Here is a 19,501-nt window from a genome sequence, read left to right on the forward strand (position 1 = left end):
CGTTTCAAGCAGATGATCGTGCCGAGCGCCGATCTGGATGAACTTTATAACGGTTGCCGCTGGGCCGAAGGCCCGGTCTGGTTCAACGACCTGAATTGCCTTTTGTGGAGCGACATCCCGAACCAGCGCATTCTGCGCTGGGTGCCGGGAAGCGAAATTGAAGGCGGCGTCTCTGTCTTCCGTCAGCCTTCCAATTTCTCCAACGGCAACAACCGCGACCGTGAAGGGCGGCTCGTCACTTGCGAGCATGGCGGTCGCCGCGTCACGCGCACGGAGCCGGATGGCAGCATCACTGTGCTGGCCGACAGCTATCAGGGCAAAAAGCTGAATGCACCCAATGATGTGATCGTGCGCTCGGACGGAACGGTGTGGTTCACCGATCCGACATACGGCATTCTCGCGGATTATGAAGGCTACAAGGCCGATCCGGAACAGCCGACGCGCAATGTCTATCGCCTGGACCCAAAGACCGGCGAAATCGACGCCGTCATCACCGATTTCCACCAGCCGAACGGCCTCGCCTTCTCTCCGGACGAAACGAAGCTCTATGTCGCCGACAGTGCTTACAGCCACGACGAGAACGCGCCGCGCCACATCCGCGTCTTCGACGTTGCGGATGGCGGCAAGCGCCTGACGGGTGGCTCTGTATTCTGCACTATAGATATTGGCTTACCGGATGGTTTCCGCCTCGATACAGCCGGCAATCTGTGGACCAGCGCAGGCGACGGCGTGCATTGCTTCTCGCCGGAGGGAACGCTTCTGGGCAAGATCAGGACGCCGCAGACAGTCGCCAATGTGACCTTCGGCGGGCCACGCCGCAACCGGCTTTTCATCGCCGCCACGAAATCGCTTTATGCAGTCTATCTCACCGTAACAGGCGCTCAATATCCGTGATGAAACAACGGCGGCTTTCCGAAACGGAAAGCCGCCGCTCAGTATAAATAGAATATTTCATTGAAAAAACTGCATTCGCCGCACGCCTGACTAATGAGGCCGTGCCAATAATGTTCCTTGATTCAAAACGGACCTTTCCGGCCCAGCACCGGAACGACCCGCATATCAGGACCGTGAATGACGGAACAAATCAAAGAATGATCTCTTCTGTCCTTCTGCCATGCACCCAAAGAAGGCAAGCCTTACGAATGAGCACATGTCCTGATGCGCTGGGGCCTTATACCTTATCGTCAACGGGATGGAAACAGTTTGTCAACAAACCCGGTCAATTTACTGTGATTAAATTGAACAAAACATGCAAGTTATCATAATGTTATGTGTATTTTACTACAAACTATATTAGTAGGTTCTATTTCACAATCCTATTTATTACCATGTTTCCTCGCGATCAAAATCAGCCAATTAATGCCCGGCGGCGATCAATATTCGAGCCGGTCACGCCGAATGTCTGAGTTCCAGAGAGCGATCGCCCGGCGCGCAATAGCGAATGTGACAGCTATTGGTGCCTTGATATTCTACGTCGACTTCCACGCCAAAAACTTCGGCGATACGCTCTGCCCGCAACACCTCGCGTGGCGTGCCGAGAGCAACGAGATTTCCCTTATCCATCACCGCGATACGATCGCAGAACATCGCCGCGTGGTTCAGATCGTGCAAAGCTGCCACGACCGTGAGCTTCTGGCGGCTGACGAGATCAAGCAGTCCGATCTGGTGCCCGATATCGAGATGATTGGTTGGCTCATCCAGAAGCAATATCTGCGGCTCCTGCGCCAGTGCGCGCGCTATATGCAGGCGCTGCCGTTCCCCGCCGGAGAGCGTGTGCCAATAGCGGTCAGCCAGATGCGCCATATCGACATTGACCAATGCCTGATCAACGATTGCATCGTCTTCCGCCGACCATGGCGACAGGGCGCCGAGATAAGGCGTCCGTCCCAACTCCACCGCCTGACGCGCCGTGATGCGTTCCGTCGTGCCCGCTTGCTGCTCGACAAGCGCCAGCAGACGGGCGATCTCGCGGCGGCTGAACCGGCCGATAGGCGCGCCGCAAAGGGTCACTTCACCGACGCGGCAGCGACGAACGCCGGACAGCAGCGACAGAAAGCTGGTCTTTCCCGAACCGTTCGGGCCGATAATGCCAAGAAACTCACCTTCAGCTACGTCCAGCGAAACATCGCGCAAAATCTCTACATTGCCGGCTGACCAGCCGACATTGCGTGCTGAAAGAATCATGATGCAGCCCTTCGTTGTCCGAGCAGCAGGGCAAAGGCGGGCGCGCCAAACAAAGCCGTGATGACGCCGATCGGCAGGACCTGCCCCGGAATGATGATGCGCGACAGGATATCGGCGACGATCATGAAGATTGCACCAATCAGGGCCGCCGCAGGCAGCAGCCTGCCGTGACGCACCCCGACCACCATTCGCGCTGCGTGGGGAATGACAAGCCCGATGAAACCGACGGAGCCCACGATGGAAACCATCACAGCCGTCATCATGGCGCTGACACCAATCAGCACGGCATAGACGCGACGCACCGGTATGCCGAGCGAAGCAGCGGATTCCGTTCCGAAGGTAAAAGCGTCGAGGGCGCGCGCATGCCACAGGCAAACGACAAGACCGACGAGGCACGCTGGCAGCGCAAGCGCCGCGTCGGGCCAGCGCACGCCGGAAAGGTTGCCCAGGAGCCAGAACATGATACCGCGGGCCTGTTCCGCATTTGCAGCCTTGGTGACGATGAATGACGTCAGCGCATTGAAAAGCTGCGAACCGGCAATACCGGCAAGGATGATCGCGCTGCTGCCTCGCCCTGCCCTCAGCGCCAGCAGTGACACAAGGCAGAAAGCGACGATGGCGCCGATGAACGCGCCCAGCGAAAGCGTCAGCACGCCAGCGCCGATGCCGAGAATGGCCACACCGACAGCCCCCGTCGAAGCACCTGCGGAAATGCCCAGAATATACGGATCGGCCAGCGAATTGCGCAGCAGCGACTGCAGGATAACGCCGGATATTGCCAGCGACGCGCCGCAACATGCGGCAATGACGGCGCGGCTCAGGCGATAGCTCCACACGATCCCCTCATCAATGGGTTCGAGCGGGTATCCGGCGTTCCAAATCCGGTTGGCTACAGTCTTCGCCACCACGTCGAGCGGTATCGCCGTTTCACCTATCGCGGCCCCAAGCCAAAGGGCGAGAAGAAGCAGGGCAAGCGAAAGGGTCAGGAAAAGCGCGCCGGAGCGTGTTTTTCTCTTCTGGCGGAAGCCTGTTATCGCTACCCGCACCGTCACTTGTTCAGGTCCGAGGCGGCAATATCGGCGGCAAGCGTTTCGATGCCTTCGACTACGCGAAGCGAAGTGCTCATCGACTGTGCATCCATGTCGAAGACATGCCTGTCCTTCACCGCAGGCATCAGCTTCGTGACAGCATCATTGTCAAGAAACTGGTGCTTGACGGCAATGTCGTCAGCCGGATAACGGCGGCGATCCAGCTTTGCGGCAACGATCATCGACGGGTTCGACTTCGCAATCGTTTCCCAGCCGACCGTCGGCCATTCTTCTTCGCTGTCGATGACATTCTTGATGCCGAGGGCCGAAAGAATATAGGCTGGCGCACCGAACTTGCCCGCCACATAAGGATCGGCGTCGACCTGTGCACTGGAGAACCAGACGACGGCGGAAAGATTTTCGTCCCTGGATGCAATTTTCTCTCGGGCCGCGATCTCGCGGGCTTTCAGGTCAGCGACAAGCTTTTCGCCACGGTCCTGCACATTGAAGATTTCAGCCAGTTCAGTGATTTCCCGATAGACAATGTCCATTGTAAACGCCGCAGTGCGAACGCCATCGCCACCGCCGGAATTGTCCTTGCCGACGCAATCGGAGGGCGACGTGTAGGCCGGAATGCCAAGCTCCTCGAACTGTTCCGGCTTCGCCACAATACCCGTCGGGCCGACATGCCACTGGAAATCCGCCGTCACGATATCCGGCTTTTCGGCCAGAATGCTTTCAAAGCTCGGATCGTTGTCAGCAAGCCGCTTTACCTTGGCGTTCACGTCTTCAAATCCTTTGAGAACGGGACCGAACCACACCGCTGTGCCGACGACCTTGTCACCCAATCCAAGGCTGTAGAGAATTTCTGCGCTGCTCTGGCCGACAGCAACCGCGCGGGCGGGTGCGCGCTTGAACGTCACCTCGCGACCGCAATTCTTCAATGTCAGCGGATATTGCGTTTCCGCTGCCTGTGCAGCCGGACCGCCTGCAAGGAATACGAGCGCGCAGAAGGAGGCACGAAACGGCATTTTGCCGAAAATCTTCATAGGAATCCCCGAAAATGATAAGAGAAACGAGCCCTGTCAGGCGACGGACAAAATCCGGCACGAAAGACGGACAGGCATATCCGGGGGCATGTCGAAATCATGCGATGACGATGGGAGAAAGCGTCCTGCGACGCGAAAAACTGTCATAACCGGCTCCTGCTCCGGGCATCCCCGCCCGTGACAATGGACAACACTAGACGGCAGGTCTCCTGGCTCGCGAATATCTGCTGTCCATCTGCCTTCCCGCGCTTCTTCGGCGCAGTGGCATGACGCTTTGAACGTCACGAGGATGAACGGCAATCCGCTTACAGTTGCGGGGGCAGCCACGGTCTTGGCCCCTTTTCGGGTCGTCCTCACCGTGTTCCCTATTAATCCCCTTCGCTCTCGGTCGGGGAACCGTCGTTATACTATTACGTCGCCGCATCGCCGCAGTCAAGCGCATCTGGGGCGCTGTTTCGGCTTGGAAATTCAGGCGATTCGAAATCGCGTCACCTAAATTGCGGCCAAACTATTGTCGCATATGCTGGCCTATTGAATTTGTTTTTGGCAATATCCATGTAGACAACTCCCGCTAGAGGAGCGGGACTTGGGGAGGGCCGCCGCAGGGCGGCAATACATTCCGTTGGGAGGACATATGCGTAGATTTATTCTGGCCCTGACGTCGGTAGCGGCGTTGGCTATGGCAGGCTCTGCTTCGGCAGAAGACTACAAGGTGCTTGCACCCGCGGCTCCAGGCGGCGGCTGGGACCAGACGGCGCGCACGATGCAGAGCGTGCTTCAGGACGAAAAGATTTCCGGCAGTGTACAGGTCATCAACGTTCCGGGTGCAGGCGGCACCATCGGTCTCGCGCAGTTCGTGAACCAGAACAAGGGCGATCCGAGCCAGCTCATCGTCGGCGGCTATGTCATGGTCGGCGCGATCCTGACCAACAAATCGCCAGTTACGCTTGATGAGATCACGCCGATTGCACGCCTTACCGGCGAGTATGAAGCCATCGTCGTTCCGGCTTCTTCCGACATTCAGAACCTTGGCGACCTTGCAGCAAAGCTGAAAGCTGATCCAGGCTCCGTTTCCTGGGGCGGCGGCTCCGCTGGCGGCACCGATCACATCACCGCAGGCCTTTTTGCCAAGGCGGCAGGCGTCGATCCGACCAAGGTCAATTACATTGCCTTCTCCGGCGGCGGCGAAGCCCTTGCGGCCATTCTCGGCAATCAGGTGACTGTCGGCATTTCCGGCTATGGCGAATTTGAACCCCAGATCAAGGCCGGCACGCTGCGCATCATCGGCATTTCGAGCGACGAGCGCGTGGAAGGCATCGACGCCCCCACCTTCAAGGAAGGCGGCGTGGACGTTTCGATCCAGAACTGGCGCATGGTCGGCGCGGCTCCCGGCATCACTGCCGAACAGGAAGCCGCCATCAATGCCGATATCGAGAAGTTGGTGAAGTCGGAATCCTGGCAGAAGGCTCTCAAGGACAAGGGTTGGGCAGATACCTATCTCGCCGGTCCGGCGTTCAAGGAGCAGCTTGCCAAGGACGTTGCTGCGACTGAAACCATCCTCAAGGAAATCGGCCTCGTCAAATGACAGGATCAGAACCGCAGGAAGAGCGCCGCCCGGAAGGGGCGGCGCCAGATTTCGCCGCGCTCGTCATCGCTCTCGTTCTTGCAGCTGTCGCCATCGCCATTGCCTGGTCGACAACCTATGGCAACGACGTGACGAGCTACTCGCCGGTCGGCCCGAAAACCGTTCCCTATGTCGTCGCAGCCGGATTATTCGGCCTTGCCATCTGGACCATGTTCGAGGCGCTTCGCGGTGATTTTCCCGAGCGTGAGCATCAGGAAGTCGCCCCGATGGCATGGATCGTCGGCGGTCTGGCCATCCAGATGCTGACGATGAAGACCGTTGGCTTTTCCCTGTCCACGGGCCTGCTCTTTGCGGCAACAGCACGCGGCTTCGGCTATCGCAAATTCTGGATCAGCATTCCCGTCGGCATCATCTTCGCCTTTGTGATCTGGTTCATCTTTGCGCGCGGCCTGCAGCTGTCACTGCCGTCTGGCTGGCTTGAACGTTTCGTCTAACGGCGAGGGTATATCATGGATACTGTCGCACTTCTCGCCAACGGACTGCTGGTGGCGCTGGAGCCATCAAACCTCCTTTATGCGCTTATCGGCGTCACGCTCGGCACAGCCGTTGGCGTGCTGCCTGGCATTGGCCCGGCACTCACCGTCGCGCTCCTTCTGCCGGTCACCTACAAGCTCGATCCCTCCGGCTCCCTCATCATGTTTGCGGGCATCTATTACGGCGGCATGTATGGCGGCTCGACCACATCCATCCTGCTTAATACGCCGGGAGAAAGCGCCTCCATCGTCACCGCATTGGAGGGCAACAAGATGGCCCGCGCCGGGCGCGGCGGGCCAGCACTGGCCACGGCTGCTATCGGCTCGTTCATTGCGGGCCTGATCGCCACTCTGGCTCTTGCCTTCGTGGCGCCTTGGGTCGTGAAATTTGCCCTGTCCTTCGGACCGTCCGAATATTTCGCGCTGATGCTTTTGGCCTTCATGACGGTCTCTGCCGCATTTGGCGATTCCACTCTACGCGGCCTGACATCCCTGTTCATCGGCCTCGCGCTCGGACTGATCGGTATCGACCAGTTGACGGGTCAGGCACGTCTCGTCATGGGGACACCAAACCTGCTCGACGGCATCAATGTCACGACACTGGCGGTCGCGCTGTTTGCCATTGGGGAAACGCTGGCTGTCGTATCGAAAAAACTCCGGCCCGAAGATGAAGTCATCGCCGTCAAGGGTTCCGTCTGGATGACGAAGAACGACTGGAAACGCTCCTGGATGCCATGGCTGCGTGGCACCGCCATCGGCTTTCCGATCGGAGCGATGCCGGCAGGCGGCGCGGATGTGTCGAGCTTCCTTTCTTATTCGGCGGAACGGCAGTTCTCGAAACATCCCGAGGAATTCGGCAAAGGCGCCATCGAAGGCGTTGCGGGACCGGAGGCGGCTAACAATGCCTCGGCCGCAGGTACGCTCGTCCCGCTTCTGACGCTCGGCCTGCCAACCACAGCGACAGCGGCTATCATGCTTGCCGGTTTCCAGCAGTTCGGCCTGCAGCCCGGCCCGCTCCTGTTCGTGACCAATGCCACGCTGGTATGGGGTCTGGTGGCGAGCCTTCTCGTCGCCAATCTGATGCTGCTGATCCTGAACCTGCCGCTGATCGGCCTGTGGGTGAAGATGCTTACCATCCCGCGCCACTGGCTTTATGCGGGCATTCTGGTTTTCGCCACGCTTGGAACCATCGGTGCGAATGCCTCCACCTCGATGCTATTCGGCCTGCCGGTCTCATTCGAACTTGGCCTGCTTCTGGCATTCGGTGTGCTGGGCTATGTGCTGCGGCGCTTTTCCTACCCCATCGCGCCGGTCGTCGTTGGTCTCATCCTCGGACCGATGGCTGAAAAAAGCCTGCGTCAGGCTTTGCAGATCAGCCAGGGAAACCCGATGACTCTGGTCCATTCCTGGGTATCGATTGTGCTGATCGCACTGGCAATTGCCGCAGTCGTTGTCCCCATGATCATGCGCCAGCGCGGCAAAGGCGAATTGCTGAGCCAGATGGCGACAGACGAAGACTAAAAACAAAAGCCCCGGAAATCCGGGGCTTTTTTACTCAGATACACATACGCTTACTTGATTGCTCAACCCTGAATACGACGGAACTGGTCAACGTCGATGCCAAGCGTCTCAAGGTCCTGGGCAGTAGGCTTCTGACCAGCGCGCACAGCAGCAGAAGCACGAACGGCGCTACCGAATTGCGCGAATGCACGACCGAAACGATTATTGAAGCGGGTAAACATTTTTCTCTCCATCACGGACGCTCTCGTTGGTCCGTGCCCATGAAATGGGGATCGCTCTGCCGACTTAGAAGATCGGCATTTGCATGCCAGCCATGCAATCGCGGCATATTCGGTTTCGTTCATCTTGATTGCAATCAATGCTGTTTGCCCGCTGGCTTGCCAAGCTCATTTCAGCCAAAGGAAGGAGCCTTAGAATGTCGAATACCCCCCATACACTCGGTGAAGAGTTTCCCGGTCAGCTCGACGCCATTCATGCCCTGAAGGCAAAAAACGCCCGTTTTGCCCAAATTCTGGAAGAATATGATTCCATCAATGACCGCATCCATAGGGCCGAAACCAAGATAGAGCCGGTAAGCCAGGAAGAGGAAACCAACCTGCGCAAGCAAAGGCTTGCCTTGAAGGACAGCATTGCTGAGGCACTTGCCGAAGCCTGATCTGTCGTTGAGCGTGCCAGACGGCCCGGCAACCGCTCAAGAGGGTTTGTCCCCGATTTTGCGGTGGAGTTTACTGTTGTCCGGGCCGACGGAGTTTTCCATCTTTCCCACCACGATCAGAACGGCGACGGCGATGAACGTCGCCATGATCGCGATATGCCAGAGGCCGAGACCGCTGGCGAGACCAACCGATGCAGCGAGCCACATGCCCGCGCCGGTCGTGATACCCGTTATTTTTCCACGCGCGAAAATGATGAAACCAGCTGCCAGAAAGGCGACGCCGCTGGTGATCGCCTCCACGAGCCGCGAAGGGTCCATCCGGATATTCTGATCATTGAATACCGGGACATTGACCAGTTCCAACGAGACGATGGTAAAGGTGGCGGATGCGAGGCAGACCAGCATATGCGTCTTAAGCCCGGCCGGTCGCCTGCGCCATTCGCGCTCCAGACCGATGATGGACCCAAGCACCGTTGCCAGCAGCATCCGCGCAAGAACCACCGGCGAACTGATTACATTGTCGTGCGTGAATTCAGCCCAGAATTGTTCCATGCCCGATAACGGGCATGGTGGGGTTTGGTTCCGCTATGAAAGTTCGCTGGCGGCTCACTTCGCCGAAGCCGGAGGAACTGTTTCAGTCGTGGCGGGCGGCAGGGAATTTTCGCCGTTTGGCGTGTTCTCATCGGGAGAAATGACGGCGCCGTAGATCTCAACGAGCACCCATACCGCGAGTGCTGCCACGATACTCACCAGCAGTACCATGAGAACCGGCTTGCCTTCGCGCCCTTGCCTTGCCTCAGTCGGGTTGACCTGTTTCATGGATCAAATCCTCCTGTTGGTTACAGCGGCAAAATCGCCGCTATAGACCTAATGGAAGGATGGAAAATTGGTTCCAACTATAATGAAGCGCCTTGCAGGACTTTGCCGTCCATTGGTTTGCGCGATTAGCCAGATCGCCGAACCAGCGCGTCTTCAAGCCCGGATTACCTGACGCCGGGCCGAAAGATTGAGCTTAACGCGCGCGCACCCGTTCGGTGAAAACATGCCTTTGAGCGGGAACAATCTGCCTTCAATGCAGTTGAGTTGCGGTGCGCAGAGGGAGAGCTGTCATGCTGGGAAGTAGTTTTCGACACCTCGTTAAAACAATCGTCATTCTTTTGCCTGGCAGTCTGGCGCAGGCCGACCCACTTCCTCCAGATCTCACCTACCGCCCCCTGCCCGTTCAGCCTTTTTCGGCGGTGAGAGAACAAGATCAAAAGCAAAAACCTACCGTCATGGAGCAGCAGAAAGAGCTGCTTGAACGGCGGTATGATCTCCGCGATCAGCCTTCAGCCGATACGATGATGTCAGGTGAACGAAAAGCCGTTCAGGAAGGCGTGCGCGTAAAGCTTCCCGAAGGAATGAGCTGGGAAAAGCTCGGTCAGATGAAACCGGAGGAAATCAAGTCAAAGGGACTGCTGCCCGAAGGTTTTCTGCCGCTCCCCCACGTAAAACAGGCCGCGGGCGGACAGGTTTTTCCTCAGCTGCAGATCGACGTCATCCAGCAGGACGAAAAGCGGGATTTGAAGCGGTTCGATGTCGAATTCGATCTTCCCGATCATCTGACGCCAGAATTTCCCCCGCCAATTTTCTTGACCACTCATCCTGAACTCGGCGATGTCTCGCGTGGCGACGTCCTGACGATCAAAAATTTCTATGAATATATGAACGGGATTGTCACACCGGTGCAAATGGAGGGCCTTCGGCTTTTGCTGACGCCCTTCCCGCAGGAGGAATTCAATCAAACGGAAGACCGCAAGGTAGCCGACCCCAGCATGGGCGTGGCCTGCCTCGACTGTCATACGAACTTTCATACCAATGGGGCCTTTCATCAAACCCCGGATGTGCGCCCTCAGGCTAGTCGTTTCAGGCTCGATACGACAAGTCTGCGCGGCATGTTCAATCAACAGATACATGGTTCAAAACGGTCGTTGCGCTCGATCGAGGATTTTACCGAGTTCGAACAGCGAACGGCTTATTTCAACGGCGATCATGTCAGTGCGACACGCAAGGGTGTTCATCTCCCGGACAGGCCCAATCAAGTAGCGATGATGGCGCAAATGCAGAACATCATCGACTTTCCTCCTGCGCCGAAACTGGATACTTTCGGCAAACTCGACCCTGAAAAAGCAAGCCCGTTGGAACTGAAGGGAGAGCAAGTGTTTTTGGGCAAGGGCCGCTGCGCCGAATGTCATATGCCGCAAACTTCGTTCCTCGACAACAACATGCACGATCTGAAGCTCGAGCGGTTTTACACGCCGGGAAAATCGTACAACGGAATGGTCACTCTGCCGGACGGGCCGATCAAGACTTTCACACTCCGGGGCATCAAGGACTCTCCACCGTACCTGCACGACGGACGTTTGTTGACGCTCGACGACACAGTTGAGTTTTTCAACCTCGTCCTGGGAACCAAACTGGCGACAGACGAAAAAGAGGCGCTCGTCGCCTATCTTCGAACGCTTTAGGAGAACGACAATGTTGGCCCGTATCTCGCTTGCATTGCTACTCGGGACGGCAAGCCTTGCTTCTGCGCAAGCTCCCAATCCAGGCTTCGTGTCGCCGGATACCAATATCAACCAAAGCGGACTGCCCGCCCCTTCCCAGACCAACAATACCGACAAGCTCTTCCTTCAATTGGCACTTGCGGGAAACTCGACTGAACTTTCTTTGGCCGAAAAGGCCGAAACATATGCCGATAGCGACACCTTGAAAGCCTTTTTGAAACGGATCCAGAATGACCATGGTCCGATGGCTGACAAACTGAAAGCGCTCGCCGATGCTGTCAAACTGCCTCCCGCCGCAGTCCCGCCTGCGCTACCGCCTGTCGATAACGAAGCTGCATATTGGCAAAGCCAGATTACAGATCACCAGAAAATGGTTCAGCTTCTTTCGTGGGAAATAGGTTCGGGCGAGTATGTCGAACTGCAAGACTATGCTCGCGAGATTTTGCCTGTTGTCCTGCAGCATCTTGATCAGGCTCGTGAGGGACAGCGGCAATTTCTGGAACAGCAAAAAGGGATGAATGAAGGAACCCAGCCAAGGCGAAGCTGAAAGCAGTTAAAGGCGTTTTGGCGGCACCGTCATCAACCCTTTGAAGGTGCTATGGAATTCGTTGAACCGGAGAAAGAAAAATGGTGCAAAAGAAAAATCCGTGGTCCGATCCAGATCTGGTGAGGGAAAAGGAAGCCGTGGACCCCACTCAGGATGAGCCCAGGGACCACCAGGAGAAGCCAACCCATGAACAATCGAATGCGCCCGGTAATCCGGACATAAAGGTGCCCAAGGAACCTTACCCGGATCGGTCTAAGGATTGAGATTGGTAAGCCTCATCGAGCTCCCAACTTTTCCCTGTCCACTTGTTGCAATTGTTTTGCCGATCAGGAAGGTGTCTTATTGTTGAGTGATCGGTCTCCATAGGAAGCCCCTCATACCCGGATTACCTCCGATCATTTACAGCCTCGATTGCCCCTGCGCCTCAAAGCGCGGGGGCCTTTTATCTTGGCTTACGTTCCAATGAAACTCCAGATAAACACCTAATATGGTTGAATAATTTTCAACAGCCCAACGGGCGCCCCGGTATGCCTTGCCCCATATTGTGTAGCGCCAAACGGCAAAAGGTCGAACAGGCGCCGGCCATCTCTCTCACGCGCTGTTTTATCCAGGTAATTTAGTTGGTGGCTTAAAATCAATGGTACGGTCGGTTGGAACCACTTGGCACATTACACCTCCTATAATGCCGGAACTCTGGGGTTCGTTATATTTTTGTGCGCCGTTATGTGTACTCATTTGTGCGCCTTTAAGTGCACCTATGCCCTAACGGTTTCGCGCAATAAAATAGCCTCGTATGAGGTTCATACGAGGCCTTGCATCTTCATTAAACACGGCTATGTATCTGGCCGGAGCCCATCGAACGAGAACCCGTTAATATACCTTACAATTCGATTAGTTCACGGGCCTGATCCGGTGTCATCGCATCTATACGAACATCCATTTCGAGGTAACGGCGAAGCATTCGGCGATAACGCTCAAGGGTTGGAAAATGACTGTTTAGATCGCGGCCCCGCCTAAGATAATCCCATCGTCTCTGTATCTCGATCACGTGCCGATAGTAGGCTAAGTAAGCACCCTCGTTATTGCCATCAAAACCCGGAAACCTGTAAGGATCATGACCATCCGCCGGAGCATCGGGCACCGCACGCTGCATGGCTTCATACATTGTCAGAACATTCAGAACAAAATCGCCCTCGTCAGCAGGCAATTCATTCCCCAGATAGTCGAATATTCCGCCATACTCATTTGAAAAGCCACCTTCGAGAACGGAAATGGTTTCAGCCCACCCCTCATCTGGCTCTAACCTGTTCAGAATTCTGAATTGATTCAGGAGCATAAGCCGCTCTATCGGCGTTAATTTTATATCGGACATTTTCCCACCCATGTAGTGTTAACAGCAACGATAATAGACTACCGCCGTCCGATGACTTCAAGGGCAATATCTAATCCGCTTGTTGAATCTCAATTAGAAAGTAGTTGGCTTGACGGTTCATGAATGAACCGGCAGGCTGGCGCAGGCTAGGGAGGCTACAAAGATGGGTGATGGACCAAAGGGAAGACGAGGAAAGTGGTCAGTAGCAGGAGTTCCCCATAGAGGATGGACCTGCATAGAGACGGAAGATTTCGGCGAACCGAGTACAGTTTGTGAAATGTGCGAGTCGATGGAAATCCGTTACGGCCACTACATGACCCATCCCGACTATCCCAGAAACTTGGTCTGCGGTGAAATATGTGCCGGCCACATGGAAGGCGACCTCTCAGCCGCCAAAGGTCGAGACAAGACCATGAAAGACCGTGCAAGGCGGCGAACCAATTTCCCTAAGCTTTCGGGCTGGAAAATGAACCAGAAAGGCAATTATATACTCAAGAAGGATGGAGCCAGAATAACAGTTTTTTCAAAGGGAACAGTGTGGCGATCGGTAGTATCTCATCCATTCGATCGAAATGTTTTTTCCAGTATCGACTCCAAGACACCCGACGAAGCCAAACTGATCGCATTCGATATACTTCAAGAAACGATGAAAAGAGTTCAGGTCGCTCGGAAAAGAACGCAACAACAATACGATCCATTCCATGACTTTTAAAGGAAACATCGGAGTCCCGGAGGTTCTTCGGATTTCCGGTCTTTTCAATGGCTTGCAAAAAAGTGGGACAGAAAAGCATGTGTTATAAACATTATATTTTTTCATTCGCACGTCCCATATAATACGGCGCACTGCCAATGCTCTTCGCCAGTTGAAAACTGTTCAACTTGGGTAGTAAGTATGCAACTCGGCTCGGCGGTTTTTTAGAGGGTGGGCATGGCAGCGCTTGATCAAGTTTTGAATTTCTACGAGGATAAGTATGAAATCCTTGAACAATGGATAATGCGCCCCGGCAACCGGGTGGATCTTGGCGAAAAAACCAATCAGATTTGTAGGTTCTGTGGCCTTACGACACCGAACGTTACATTCAAGAAGATTGCACACGCAATACCGGAATCCCTCGGTAATAAAGGACTCACCAGCTATTACGAGTGCGATGCATGCAATGAGTTATTTGGCAACGGAATTGAAAACGATTTAGGCAATTGGACTAAGCCGATGCGAACCATGGCCCGCATTCGTGGCAAGAGTGGAGTGCCCACGCTTAAAAAAGGCGGTGATGCCCCTGGATGGCGTATCGAATGCACGAATGGCGAGTTCCAAGTCGAATCATATGAAGATGATCCAATCTTTGAAATTGACGAACTTAACAAGCGCGTCACATTCAAACTCAAGCGTGATCCTTACACACCAGTGGCTGTCTTGAAGGCGTTTGTGAAGATAGGTTTGACTTTGATCCCGGACGAGGAGGTAGACAAATTCAAGCACCTATTCGCTTGGATCCGTGACACCGACCACACTCGTTCCTTCACCGGGACATACCCCATTATTTATACGTTTTCGCCTGGCCCACGACCTAACAACTTGATCGCAGCTATGATTTTACGAAGAAAACCTAAAGTGACTGATGTGCCCTACGCATATCTGATACTAACTTACGGAAATGAACAGTTTCAGGTCCCGTTGATTCCGGTAGAAGACGCCGGTTCAACATATTCCATCCGGCCCTTTCCTGCGCCGCACTCGCCCTCTGTACAATTCGGTCAGCCTTGCTCAACTGCTCTGGACCTGACCGGTCGGACTATCGTTCGAGGTGAGGTTGTGCCTATCGGCATGGGCTTCATGATCGCAAAGAAGAACGAGAGAGAGCGCGAAAATTCAGAGAACACTTCCGTCCCCCCGAGCTGTTGAGACGGCAGCCGCTGCAGGAAATGAGCGGCTTTGCCGGAGGGCTGGCATAACACCTCCAAAGCAAAAAGCCCGCCGCGTCATCGACGGGCGGGCTTACTTCGTATTGGTAATATTATCAGGGGCGACGCTGCCCCGCCTCCAGGCGTTGCAAGATCTCCATCACGACACGGACATCCCCGCGCACTGTCGTCAGTGTTTCCTGTATTTCCTTCGAATTATCAGCTGCGCTTTTGATCGCCTGAGAGTTTGAAGCAATCTGATAGCTCATGCTTTCCTGATTACTGGAAAGCTTGCGAATATCGGCCTCTATGGTTTGGAACCGCTGATCGTTTTTCCCCTTATCCTCGCGCACTTCGGCTAAGCGCTCTTTATGATAAGCCTCGTGCGAGAGCTTCCACTTAGTGAGATCCTCAATATCGCGAGATCTGTTGACCCAAATCGTCACGCCGCCGAGGATGAGGACGGCGATCTGCCCGAGCTGCAGCAGCGTGTTGAAGTTCCACTCAAACTTTCCTTTGCTTGGTAACCGCATCGCACCTTCCCTCACCGTAGCCCCCTTGCCCAGCTGTCATAGAATTCAGCACATCGATCCGTTCGCGCATTCTGCCTGTCCAGCGCCGCTCGCTCCCTCTTTAAGGTGGAGCGGACTTCCGCCCCCTCGATCAACGGCGCATGCGACTCTTTCTTGCGACAATCATCGGGATATTCAGCTGGGACAATGCGCGCCTGCGCCTTGCCCTGCTGTTCAGCAGCCTCTTGCAACAGTCGATCACTGGCGCAGGAACTGCAAATCATCGAAATCAAGCAGACAGGCACGGCCCGCCACCGCCAGCTGTTTCTCATAATCCGCTATCTCCTGTTCAGATTTTTCGATCTGTGCGGCCTCAGCTGCGCGAGCGTTCCGCAACTGCACCTGGTAGGCTTCAATCACAAGCGCGTTGGCTTTGCCCTGCCGTCGCATCTGGTCGATTTCCGCCCGCAGCGCCGCCGCCTGAAATTCGGGAACGAGGCCTTTCTTTGCCTGCCCCTCGAAAACAACGCCGACATAGGGAATATCTTTGAGAACCGGCACGCCGTTAAAATAGATCGCAGTCAGCACGATCCCGACGGCGCAGCCAGCGCCGATCTTGATATAGTCCAGCAGGCCGAACATCACAGACCTGCCAGACAGAGTTCCATCTCACCGATGCGCTGAGCGTCACCCAGTTCGCGGCGCTTTTTCAGACCATCCACGACCTTGCCCCCGGCGCGGTTGAATGCAGTCATCGCGTTGCAAGCTGCACGCCATTGCCGTTCACTCATGCGGCGGGCGGCAGTTGATTTGCAGGCCGCACCAGTCCCGATATTATAGGAGAGATCCAGCATAGATGCCTGCACGCTGATGGGTGCCTGATCGAAAGTGCGGATGCACTTGCGAAGCGGTTGCCGGAAATCATTCTCCAGTCGGGTGATAAGCTTTTCGCGGCACTGCTTGTCGGTGTAATAGTCGCCTTTCTGCACGCCTTTGGTTTCACCCAGGCACACAGTCCAGACCCTGCCGAGCTTGTCATAATAGGCATGGTTTTCCATGCCTTCCCACGGTGCGGTCAGATAAGTCGCCGTCAAAGCGACGAGCCCCAACCCAGACGCCAGAGCAGCCTTTGCGCGTTTACTCGCCATTTCGAAATACCTTCTGAGAAACAAGGCGCATCACAAAGGCTGCGACCACCACAACAAAGGTCAGCAACGCGAACACGCCGGAGGGGATGGGAAAAGTGTCACCAAGGAGCGGCAACACGGCTTCAATGCCGGTTAGAACACCGGCAAGCAGGATCAGGCGGACAGACCACGCCTTTCGCAAGACGTGCCGCCAATCGGGCACAAGCTGCATGACAGCCTCTATTTGACGATGGATATGAGGGAAATCTTCAGCTGCAGGCTGATATTGTCGTAGGCGACATAGCTCCAGCCGATCCAGCAACCACAGATCCTGCCGAAGATATTGAAGCGGGCGCGATACGAGAAAAACAATCGGCCATTCGCGTCTCGATACACACCCTCATAGAATGTGCCGGGTTTCGACCAGTCAAAGCCGCCGCTATCGATCTGATAAACAGTGGTAACGCCTTCGAACCTGAAACCGAAAACATTGGCAGCAAATCCGTAGGCCGGGTTTCGCATAATCCATCGCGTTCGCTGCCACCACAATTTGAAGCCCTTGGCTTGCGGCCAACCTAGCTGATGTTGCCCGCCGTCCAGGTCGTCATCATGTGTGTGAAAAAGCGAGAATGGATATGGCAGAACCGAAATCCCCGCCAACACTGACCAGAGCGCCAATATCGGTGCGATCAGGATCGCCACCAGCTTGGCAATAAGCAGCAAGATCCCGTAGATCGCCCACTTGATGAAGACGACCGGATAATTCCGGATGATGTATTTCATGATTGCCCCGTTGGAAATTCGAGCGCGCTAGGCGCGACCTATACCCATGCCCATAGGTGACCCGCCCGTCGTCGAGATTGCGGGCGCTTGCGGTTTAGGATCCGGCACCGTAGGCGTTTTAGGACTGTTCTCGTTTGTTTTCGACGTGCTGGCAGCAGTCGACTTTTTCTTATCCTTGGATGCCTTGCTGGCGACCGGCTTTAGCTTCGCTTCGATATCGGTCATATATCCCGACTTGCTGATGCGGTGGGTTGCTGTCTCGATAATGAATTCTATGCCGTCAATTTCCGGCCGCACATTCTGGTAGGAAAACGGCGCGCCTGCCCGAATGGTCGGATCGCCAAACACTGTGACAAAGGTTTTGACAGTTTCCGCCTTGAGGCTTTCGGCCTTGGACTTCGCAGCTTTTTTCGCTTCGGCTTCCGTGCTGAAATTTTCCTTCACCGTAAAATCGGCAGTGCCTTCCTCATCGCTGTCTTCCTCGACCTCGACCGTCTCAGCCTTGGCGCGGTCGCGAACCTTTGCGCGCACTGTTTTGACTTTCTTGCGATAGGCGAAGTTGATGCGACATGTGCCCTGCACAATCTCGAATGGCCCTACAATGATAGGCGTCAAATCCTTTCCGCTCGCAGACTTCCCGCTACCACGCTTCGCAAATATCAGCTTGCCATCCTTGACCGAGAACAAAGCACCGTGAATGCGTGCCAGACGCTCGCAGACATGCATGTCGCTCTCATCCTGCTGTCCGAACCAGTCGTACTTGTGCGAAGCGACTTCATCGTCGATGACGGGCTGTAAACCGTTTTCGGAGGCGATCTGCTGAAGGATCTCAGCAACAGTCTTTTCATCCCAGTGGCGGGAGCGGCTTTGCTTGAATTTGTCGCGGATATTCGCCCCTCGCCCGCGAATGTTCATGCCGTAAGGAAGGCAGCGGATCTCTGGGTCATCTACAGTGAACGCCCCGAAAGGGAGTATGCCGGTCTCTGCATAGCCAAGCGACACCTCGATCTTGTCACCCTTCTTCGGGATGGCGGCGAACGGGTTGCCATCATTCAGGTCGACATCAACCGAGTCCGAGCCGACACCCTCTTTGTCAGTGACAGTCAGCGATATAAGCCGTTCATTCACAATGGACGCGACGGCTTTGCCGTTGACTTTTATTTCAAAGGCTGGAGTCTTCATACAATTAGCCTATTGGGGAGCATCCAGCCTGTTGAGCCGGAGGGGACATGAAGTTTCTGAGATTTTGTTACGCTGGAGCCGCCGCACTTTGCGCGACATCCGCTCTAGCCGAGGAAAAGTTTACTTGCGCAGATTACATTCGAGACACCGAAGCCGCCTACCTGCACGGCGGTGAATTGATGAGCGCGACCAATCACGGGTTGAACCAAGTCACAATGTTGGCGATGGGTGCCTTTCTGGCAAACAAGGGCATGAGGTTTTCACGCGCCACAAGTGCAGATCAAACGACCGCCTTCGTTAGCATGTATCGGTTCTGCCAGAGAAACCCGGATGAACTTGCCGTTGATGCTGCAATTATGGCAGCCACACCAGCTACTTACAACTCACAGGCTACCCAAGAGGAACCAAAGCGAGAAACAAAACTGGAGCCACAAGCCCACAGCATTACCGCCGCCGAAATTCTGTCTGGCATCAATAGAAACAAGACAGAACTCGAACAGCAAGCTTGGTGGGACAAGAATATGTCAGGCCAGATTTATGAATTAACGGGCGCGGTTACCGAAGTGGAAGAAGGCATGCTATCCGGCTACTGGGTCGACCTCGATCTGGGTCGCAATGTGTTGGTGCGCTGCGGCATGTCGAGTCAATGGAGCGATATCGTGAAAAAGCTCCATAAGGGCGACAAATTCACCTGCAAAGGCAAGGTCGACAGAAGTTGGACATCATTCTACAAAACCATGTTTCAGGTTGATGCCGGCTGATTAATCCCAGAGCGAAACGACCGTCTGTCTATCGTCTGCCTTACTCAATTCTGGCAGGTGAATTTTCGTTCCCATCGGCAATCGATGAGGGAGTGTAGCCAGACCGGGGTTCGCTTCGAACACCTGCTCGACATAGCCACTTTCGTCGCCATAAATTTTCCGGCAGATGGCGTCGACCATTTCCCCTTGTATGGTTGTGTAAATACGGCCCATG

At 55.2% G+C, this 19,501-nt stretch carries 24 protein-coding genes and 1 riboswitch; of the genes, 10 read left to right on the plus strand and 14 right to left on the minus strand.

All coding sequences use genetic code 11. The features are described from left to right. The first annotated feature begins 12 nt into the window (after positions 1–12). Entirely contained in the window at positions 13–894 is an 882-nt protein-coding gene (locus tag J9800_RS03295; protein WP_114215048.1) for an SMP-30/gluconolactonase/LRE family protein, read from the plus strand. 495 nt (positions 895–1,389) lie between these two features. Here the strand turns inward: J9800_RS03295 and J9800_RS03300 are convergent, their stop codons facing one another. The 3 genes from J9800_RS03300 to J9800_RS03310 are packed head-to-tail and all read right to left on the minus strand — an operon-like array spanning position 1,390 to position 4,261. Continuing rightward, the gene (locus tag J9800_RS03300) at positions 1,390–2,184 is read right to left on the minus strand and encodes an ABC transporter ATP-binding protein (RefSeq protein ID WP_114214712.1); all 795 of its coding nucleotides are present in this window, start codon (positions 2,182–2,184) and stop codon (positions 1,390–1,392) included. Further along, complete coding sequence (locus tag J9800_RS03305; protein ID WP_502696697.1) at positions 2,181–3,236, minus strand: FecCD family ABC transporter permease; 1,056 nt, start codon at positions 3,234–3,236, stop codon at positions 2,181–2,183. The genes J9800_RS03300 and J9800_RS03305 overlap by 4 nt, the downstream gene beginning before the upstream one ends. Beyond that, entirely contained in the window at positions 3,233–4,261 is a 1,029-nt protein-coding gene (locus J9800_RS03310; RefSeq protein ID WP_114214711.1) for an ABC transporter substrate-binding protein, read from the minus strand. The genes J9800_RS03305 and J9800_RS03310 overlap by 4 nt, the downstream gene beginning before the upstream one ends. Positions 4,262–4,443: 182 nt before the next feature. Next, a riboswitch (cobalamin riboswitch) is annotated at positions 4,444–4,677 on the minus strand. Between the two features lie 218 nt (positions 4,678–4,895). Between J9800_RS03310 and J9800_RS03315 the strand changes: the two genes are divergently transcribed. From J9800_RS03315 to J9800_RS03325, 3 genes are read left to right on the plus strand one after another with little or no spacing between them, the layout of a single operon-like run. Then, entirely contained in the window at positions 4,896–5,846 is a 951-nt protein-coding gene (locus J9800_RS03315; protein ID WP_114214710.1) for a Bug family tripartite tricarboxylate transporter substrate binding protein, read from the plus strand. Then, positions 5,843–6,340 carry a tripartite tricarboxylate transporter TctB family protein gene (locus J9800_RS03320; RefSeq protein ID WP_114214709.1) on the plus strand — a complete coding sequence of 166 codons (498 nt, stop codon included), beginning with the start codon at positions 5,843–5,845 and terminating at the stop codon, positions 6,338–6,340. The genes J9800_RS03315 and J9800_RS03320 overlap by 4 nt, the downstream gene beginning before the upstream one ends. Before the next feature lie 15 nt (positions 6,341–6,355). Next, positions 6,356–7,900, plus strand: a complete 1,545-nt coding sequence (locus tag J9800_RS03325; protein ID WP_112587190.1) for a tripartite tricarboxylate transporter permease — start codon at positions 6,356–6,358, stop codon at positions 7,898–7,900. Positions 7,901–7,962: 62 nt separating this feature from the next. Here the strand turns inward: J9800_RS03325 and J9800_RS03330 are convergent, their stop codons facing one another. Then, entirely contained in the window at positions 7,963–8,121 is a 159-nt protein-coding gene (locus J9800_RS03330; protein WP_100229493.1) for a hypothetical protein, read from the minus strand. Positions 8,122–8,315: 194 nt separating this feature from the next. Here J9800_RS03330 and J9800_RS03335 point away from each other — a divergent pair, with 194 nt between their 5' ends. Then, complete coding sequence (locus tag J9800_RS03335; RefSeq protein WP_112587755.1) at positions 8,316–8,555, plus strand: HP1242/YdcH family protein; 240 nt, start codon at positions 8,316–8,318, stop codon at positions 8,553–8,555. 36 nt (positions 8,556–8,591) lie between these two features. Here J9800_RS03335 and J9800_RS03340 read toward each other — a convergent pair whose 3' ends face one another. Next, positions 8,592–9,107 carry an MgtC/SapB family protein gene (locus J9800_RS03340; RefSeq protein ID WP_114214708.1) on the minus strand — a complete coding sequence of 172 codons (516 nt, stop codon included), beginning with the start codon at positions 9,105–9,107 and terminating at the stop codon, positions 8,592–8,594. 54 nt (positions 9,108–9,161) lie between these two features. Then, on the minus strand, positions 9,162–9,374 hold the full coding sequence (locus tag J9800_RS03345) for a hypothetical protein (RefSeq protein WP_114214707.1): 213 nt from the start codon (positions 9,372–9,374) through the stop codon (positions 9,162–9,164). 290 nt (positions 9,375–9,664) lie between these two features. On the opposite strand from J9800_RS03345, the gene J9800_RS03350 reads away from it, so the two are divergent. Both J9800_RS03350 and J9800_RS03355 read left to right on the plus strand, forming a co-directional pair. Further along, positions 9,665–11,062 (plus strand): cytochrome B6, encoded by a 1,398-nt coding sequence (locus J9800_RS03350; RefSeq protein ID WP_286167418.1) that lies wholly within the window; start codon positions 9,665–9,667, stop codon positions 11,060–11,062. An 88-nt stretch (positions 11,063–11,150) separates the two neighbouring features. Then, a complete protein-coding gene (locus tag J9800_RS03355) occupies positions 11,151–11,648 on the plus strand; it encodes a DUF4142 domain-containing protein (protein ID WP_210845452.1) in 498 nt (165 codons plus the stop codon). An 880-nt stretch (positions 11,649–12,528) separates the two neighbouring features. Here the strand turns inward: J9800_RS03355 and J9800_RS03360 are convergent. Next, positions 12,529–13,020, minus strand: a complete 492-nt coding sequence (locus tag J9800_RS03360) for a YfbU family protein (protein ID WP_210845454.1) — start codon at positions 13,018–13,020, stop codon at positions 12,529–12,531. Positions 13,021–13,183: 163 nt separating this feature from the next. Between J9800_RS03360 and J9800_RS03365 the strand changes: the two genes are divergently transcribed. Continuing rightward, positions 13,184–13,732 (plus strand): hypothetical protein, encoded by a 549-nt coding sequence (locus tag J9800_RS03365; RefSeq protein ID WP_210845456.1) that lies wholly within the window; start codon positions 13,184–13,186, stop codon positions 13,730–13,732. A gap of 216 nt (positions 13,733–13,948) precedes the next feature. Then, positions 13,949–14,923 carry an HNH endonuclease gene (locus J9800_RS03370; protein ID WP_210845458.1) on the plus strand — a complete coding sequence of 325 codons (975 nt, stop codon included), beginning with the start codon at positions 13,949–13,951 and terminating at the stop codon, positions 14,921–14,923. Positions 14,924–15,038: 115 nt separating this feature from the next. Here the strand turns inward: J9800_RS03370 and J9800_RS03375 are convergent, their stop codons facing one another. The 6 genes from J9800_RS03375 to J9800_RS03400 all read right to left on the minus strand — a co-directional run bounded on the left by J9800_RS03375 (position 15,039) and on the right by J9800_RS03400 (position 18,526). Beyond that, positions 15,039–15,455, minus strand: a complete 417-nt coding sequence (locus J9800_RS03375; protein ID WP_112588069.1) for a hypothetical protein — start codon at positions 15,453–15,455, stop codon at positions 15,039–15,041. Positions 15,456–15,692: 237 nt separating this feature from the next. After that, positions 15,693–16,076 (minus strand): hypothetical protein, encoded by a 384-nt coding sequence (locus J9800_RS03380; protein WP_210845460.1) that lies wholly within the window; start codon positions 16,074–16,076, stop codon positions 15,693–15,695. Continuing rightward, a complete protein-coding gene (locus tag J9800_RS03385) occupies positions 16,076–16,582 on the minus strand; it encodes a lysozyme (protein ID WP_210845462.1) in 507 nt (168 codons plus the stop codon). Before J9800_RS03385 ends, J9800_RS03380 begins: the two co-directional genes overlap by 1 nt. Further along, positions 16,572–16,793 (minus strand): DUF7940 domain-containing protein, encoded by a 222-nt coding sequence (locus J9800_RS03390; protein WP_114215474.1) that lies wholly within the window; start codon positions 16,791–16,793, stop codon positions 16,572–16,574. Before J9800_RS03390 ends, J9800_RS03385 begins: the two co-directional genes overlap by 11 nt. Before the next feature lie 8 nt (positions 16,794–16,801). Continuing rightward, positions 16,802–17,344: a DUF7338 family protein gene (locus J9800_RS03395; RefSeq protein ID WP_210845464.1), complete on the minus strand. Its 543-nt coding sequence runs from the start codon at positions 17,342–17,344 to the stop codon at positions 16,802–16,804. A gap of 27 nt (positions 17,345–17,371) precedes the next feature. Then, positions 17,372–18,526, minus strand: a complete 1,155-nt coding sequence (locus J9800_RS03400; RefSeq protein WP_210845466.1) for a phage late control D family protein — start codon at positions 18,524–18,526, stop codon at positions 17,372–17,374. Between the two features lie 47 nt (positions 18,527–18,573). Between J9800_RS03400 and J9800_RS03405 the strand changes: the two genes are divergently transcribed. Next, positions 18,574–19,287, plus strand: coding sequence for a hypothetical protein (locus tag J9800_RS03405; RefSeq protein ID WP_210845468.1), 714 nt, complete (start codon positions 18,574–18,576; stop codon positions 19,285–19,287). On the opposite strand, the gene J9800_RS03410 is transcribed toward J9800_RS03405, so the two are convergent. Beyond that, the gene (locus tag J9800_RS03410) at positions 19,288–19,500 is read right to left on the minus strand and encodes a tail protein X (protein ID WP_210845470.1); all 213 of its coding nucleotides are present in this window, start codon (positions 19,498–19,500) and stop codon (positions 19,288–19,290) included. Between the last annotated feature and the right edge of the window lies 1 nt (position 19,501).

The organism is Ochrobactrum sp. AP1BH01-1, from assembly GCF_018066705.1.
In the GTDB taxonomy this organism is placed as follows: Bacteria; Pseudomonadota; Alphaproteobacteria; order Rhizobiales; family Rhizobiaceae; genus Brucella.

Coding starts and splice junctions, on each gene's coding strand:
- J9800_RS03295 (WP_114215048.1), top strand. CDS start 13: ATGATCGTGCCGAGCGCCGATCTGGATGAACTTTATAACGGTTGCCGC.
- J9800_RS03300 (WP_114214712.1), bottom strand. CDS start 2,184: ATGATTCTTTCAGCACGCAATGTCGGCTGGTCAGCCGGCAATGTAGAG.
- J9800_RS03310 (WP_114214711.1), bottom strand. CDS start 4,261: ATGAAGATTTTCGGCAAAATGCCGTTTCGTGCCTCCTTCTGCGCGCTC.
- J9800_RS03315 (WP_114214710.1), top strand. CDS start 4,896: ATGCGTAGATTTATTCTGGCCCTGACGTCGGTAGCGGCGTTGGCTATG.
- J9800_RS03320 (WP_114214709.1), top strand. CDS start 5,843: ATGACAGGATCAGAACCGCAGGAAGAGCGCCGCCCGGAAGGGGCGGCG.
- J9800_RS03325 (WP_112587190.1), top strand. CDS start 6,356: ATGGATACTGTCGCACTTCTCGCCAACGGACTGCTGGTGGCGCTGGAG.
- J9800_RS03330 (WP_100229493.1), bottom strand. CDS start 8,121: ATGTTTACCCGCTTCAATAATCGTTTCGGTCGTGCATTCGCGCAATTC.
- J9800_RS03335 (WP_112587755.1), top strand. CDS start 8,316: ATGTCGAATACCCCCCATACACTCGGTGAAGAGTTTCCCGGTCAGCTC.
- J9800_RS03340 (WP_114214708.1), bottom strand. CDS start 9,107: ATGGAACAATTCTGGGCTGAATTCACGCACGACAATGTAATCAGTTCG.
- J9800_RS03345 (WP_114214707.1), bottom strand. CDS start 9,374: ATGAAACAGGTCAACCCGACTGAGGCAAGGCAAGGGCGCGAAGGCAAG.
- J9800_RS03350 (WP_286167418.1), top strand. CDS start 9,665: ATGCTGGGAAGTAGTTTTCGACACCTCGTTAAAACAATCGTCATTCTT.
- J9800_RS03360 (WP_210845454.1), bottom strand. CDS start 13,020: ATGTCCGATATAAAATTAACGCCGATAGAGCGGCTTATGCTCCTGAAT.
- J9800_RS03365 (WP_210845456.1), top strand. CDS start 13,184: ATGGGTGATGGACCAAAGGGAAGACGAGGAAAGTGGTCAGTAGCAGGA.
- J9800_RS03370 (WP_210845458.1), top strand. CDS start 13,949: ATGGCAGCGCTTGATCAAGTTTTGAATTTCTACGAGGATAAGTATGAA.
- J9800_RS03375 (WP_112588069.1), bottom strand. CDS start 15,455: ATGCGGTTACCAAGCAAAGGAAAGTTTGAGTGGAACTTCAACACGCTG.
- J9800_RS03380 (WP_210845460.1), bottom strand. CDS start 16,076: ATGTTCGGCCTGCTGGACTATATCAAGATCGGCGCTGGCTGCGCCGTC.
- J9800_RS03385 (WP_210845462.1), bottom strand. CDS start 16,582: ATGGCGAGTAAACGCGCAAAGGCTGCTCTGGCGTCTGGGTTGGGGCTC.
- J9800_RS03390 (WP_114215474.1), bottom strand. CDS start 16,793: ATGCAGCTTGTGCCCGATTGGCGGCACGTCTTGCGAAAGGCGTGGTCT.
- J9800_RS03395 (WP_210845464.1), bottom strand. CDS start 17,344: ATGAAATACATCATCCGGAATTATCCGGTCGTCTTCATCAAGTGGGCG.
- J9800_RS03400 (WP_210845466.1), bottom strand. CDS start 18,526: ATGAAGACTCCAGCCTTTGAAATAAAAGTCAACGGCAAAGCCGTCGCG.
- J9800_RS03405 (WP_210845468.1), top strand. CDS start 18,574: ATGAAGTTTCTGAGATTTTGTTACGCTGGAGCCGCCGCACTTTGCGCG.
- J9800_RS03410 (WP_210845470.1), bottom strand. CDS start 19,500: ATGGGCCGTATTTACACAACCATACAAGGGGAAATGGTCGACGCCATC.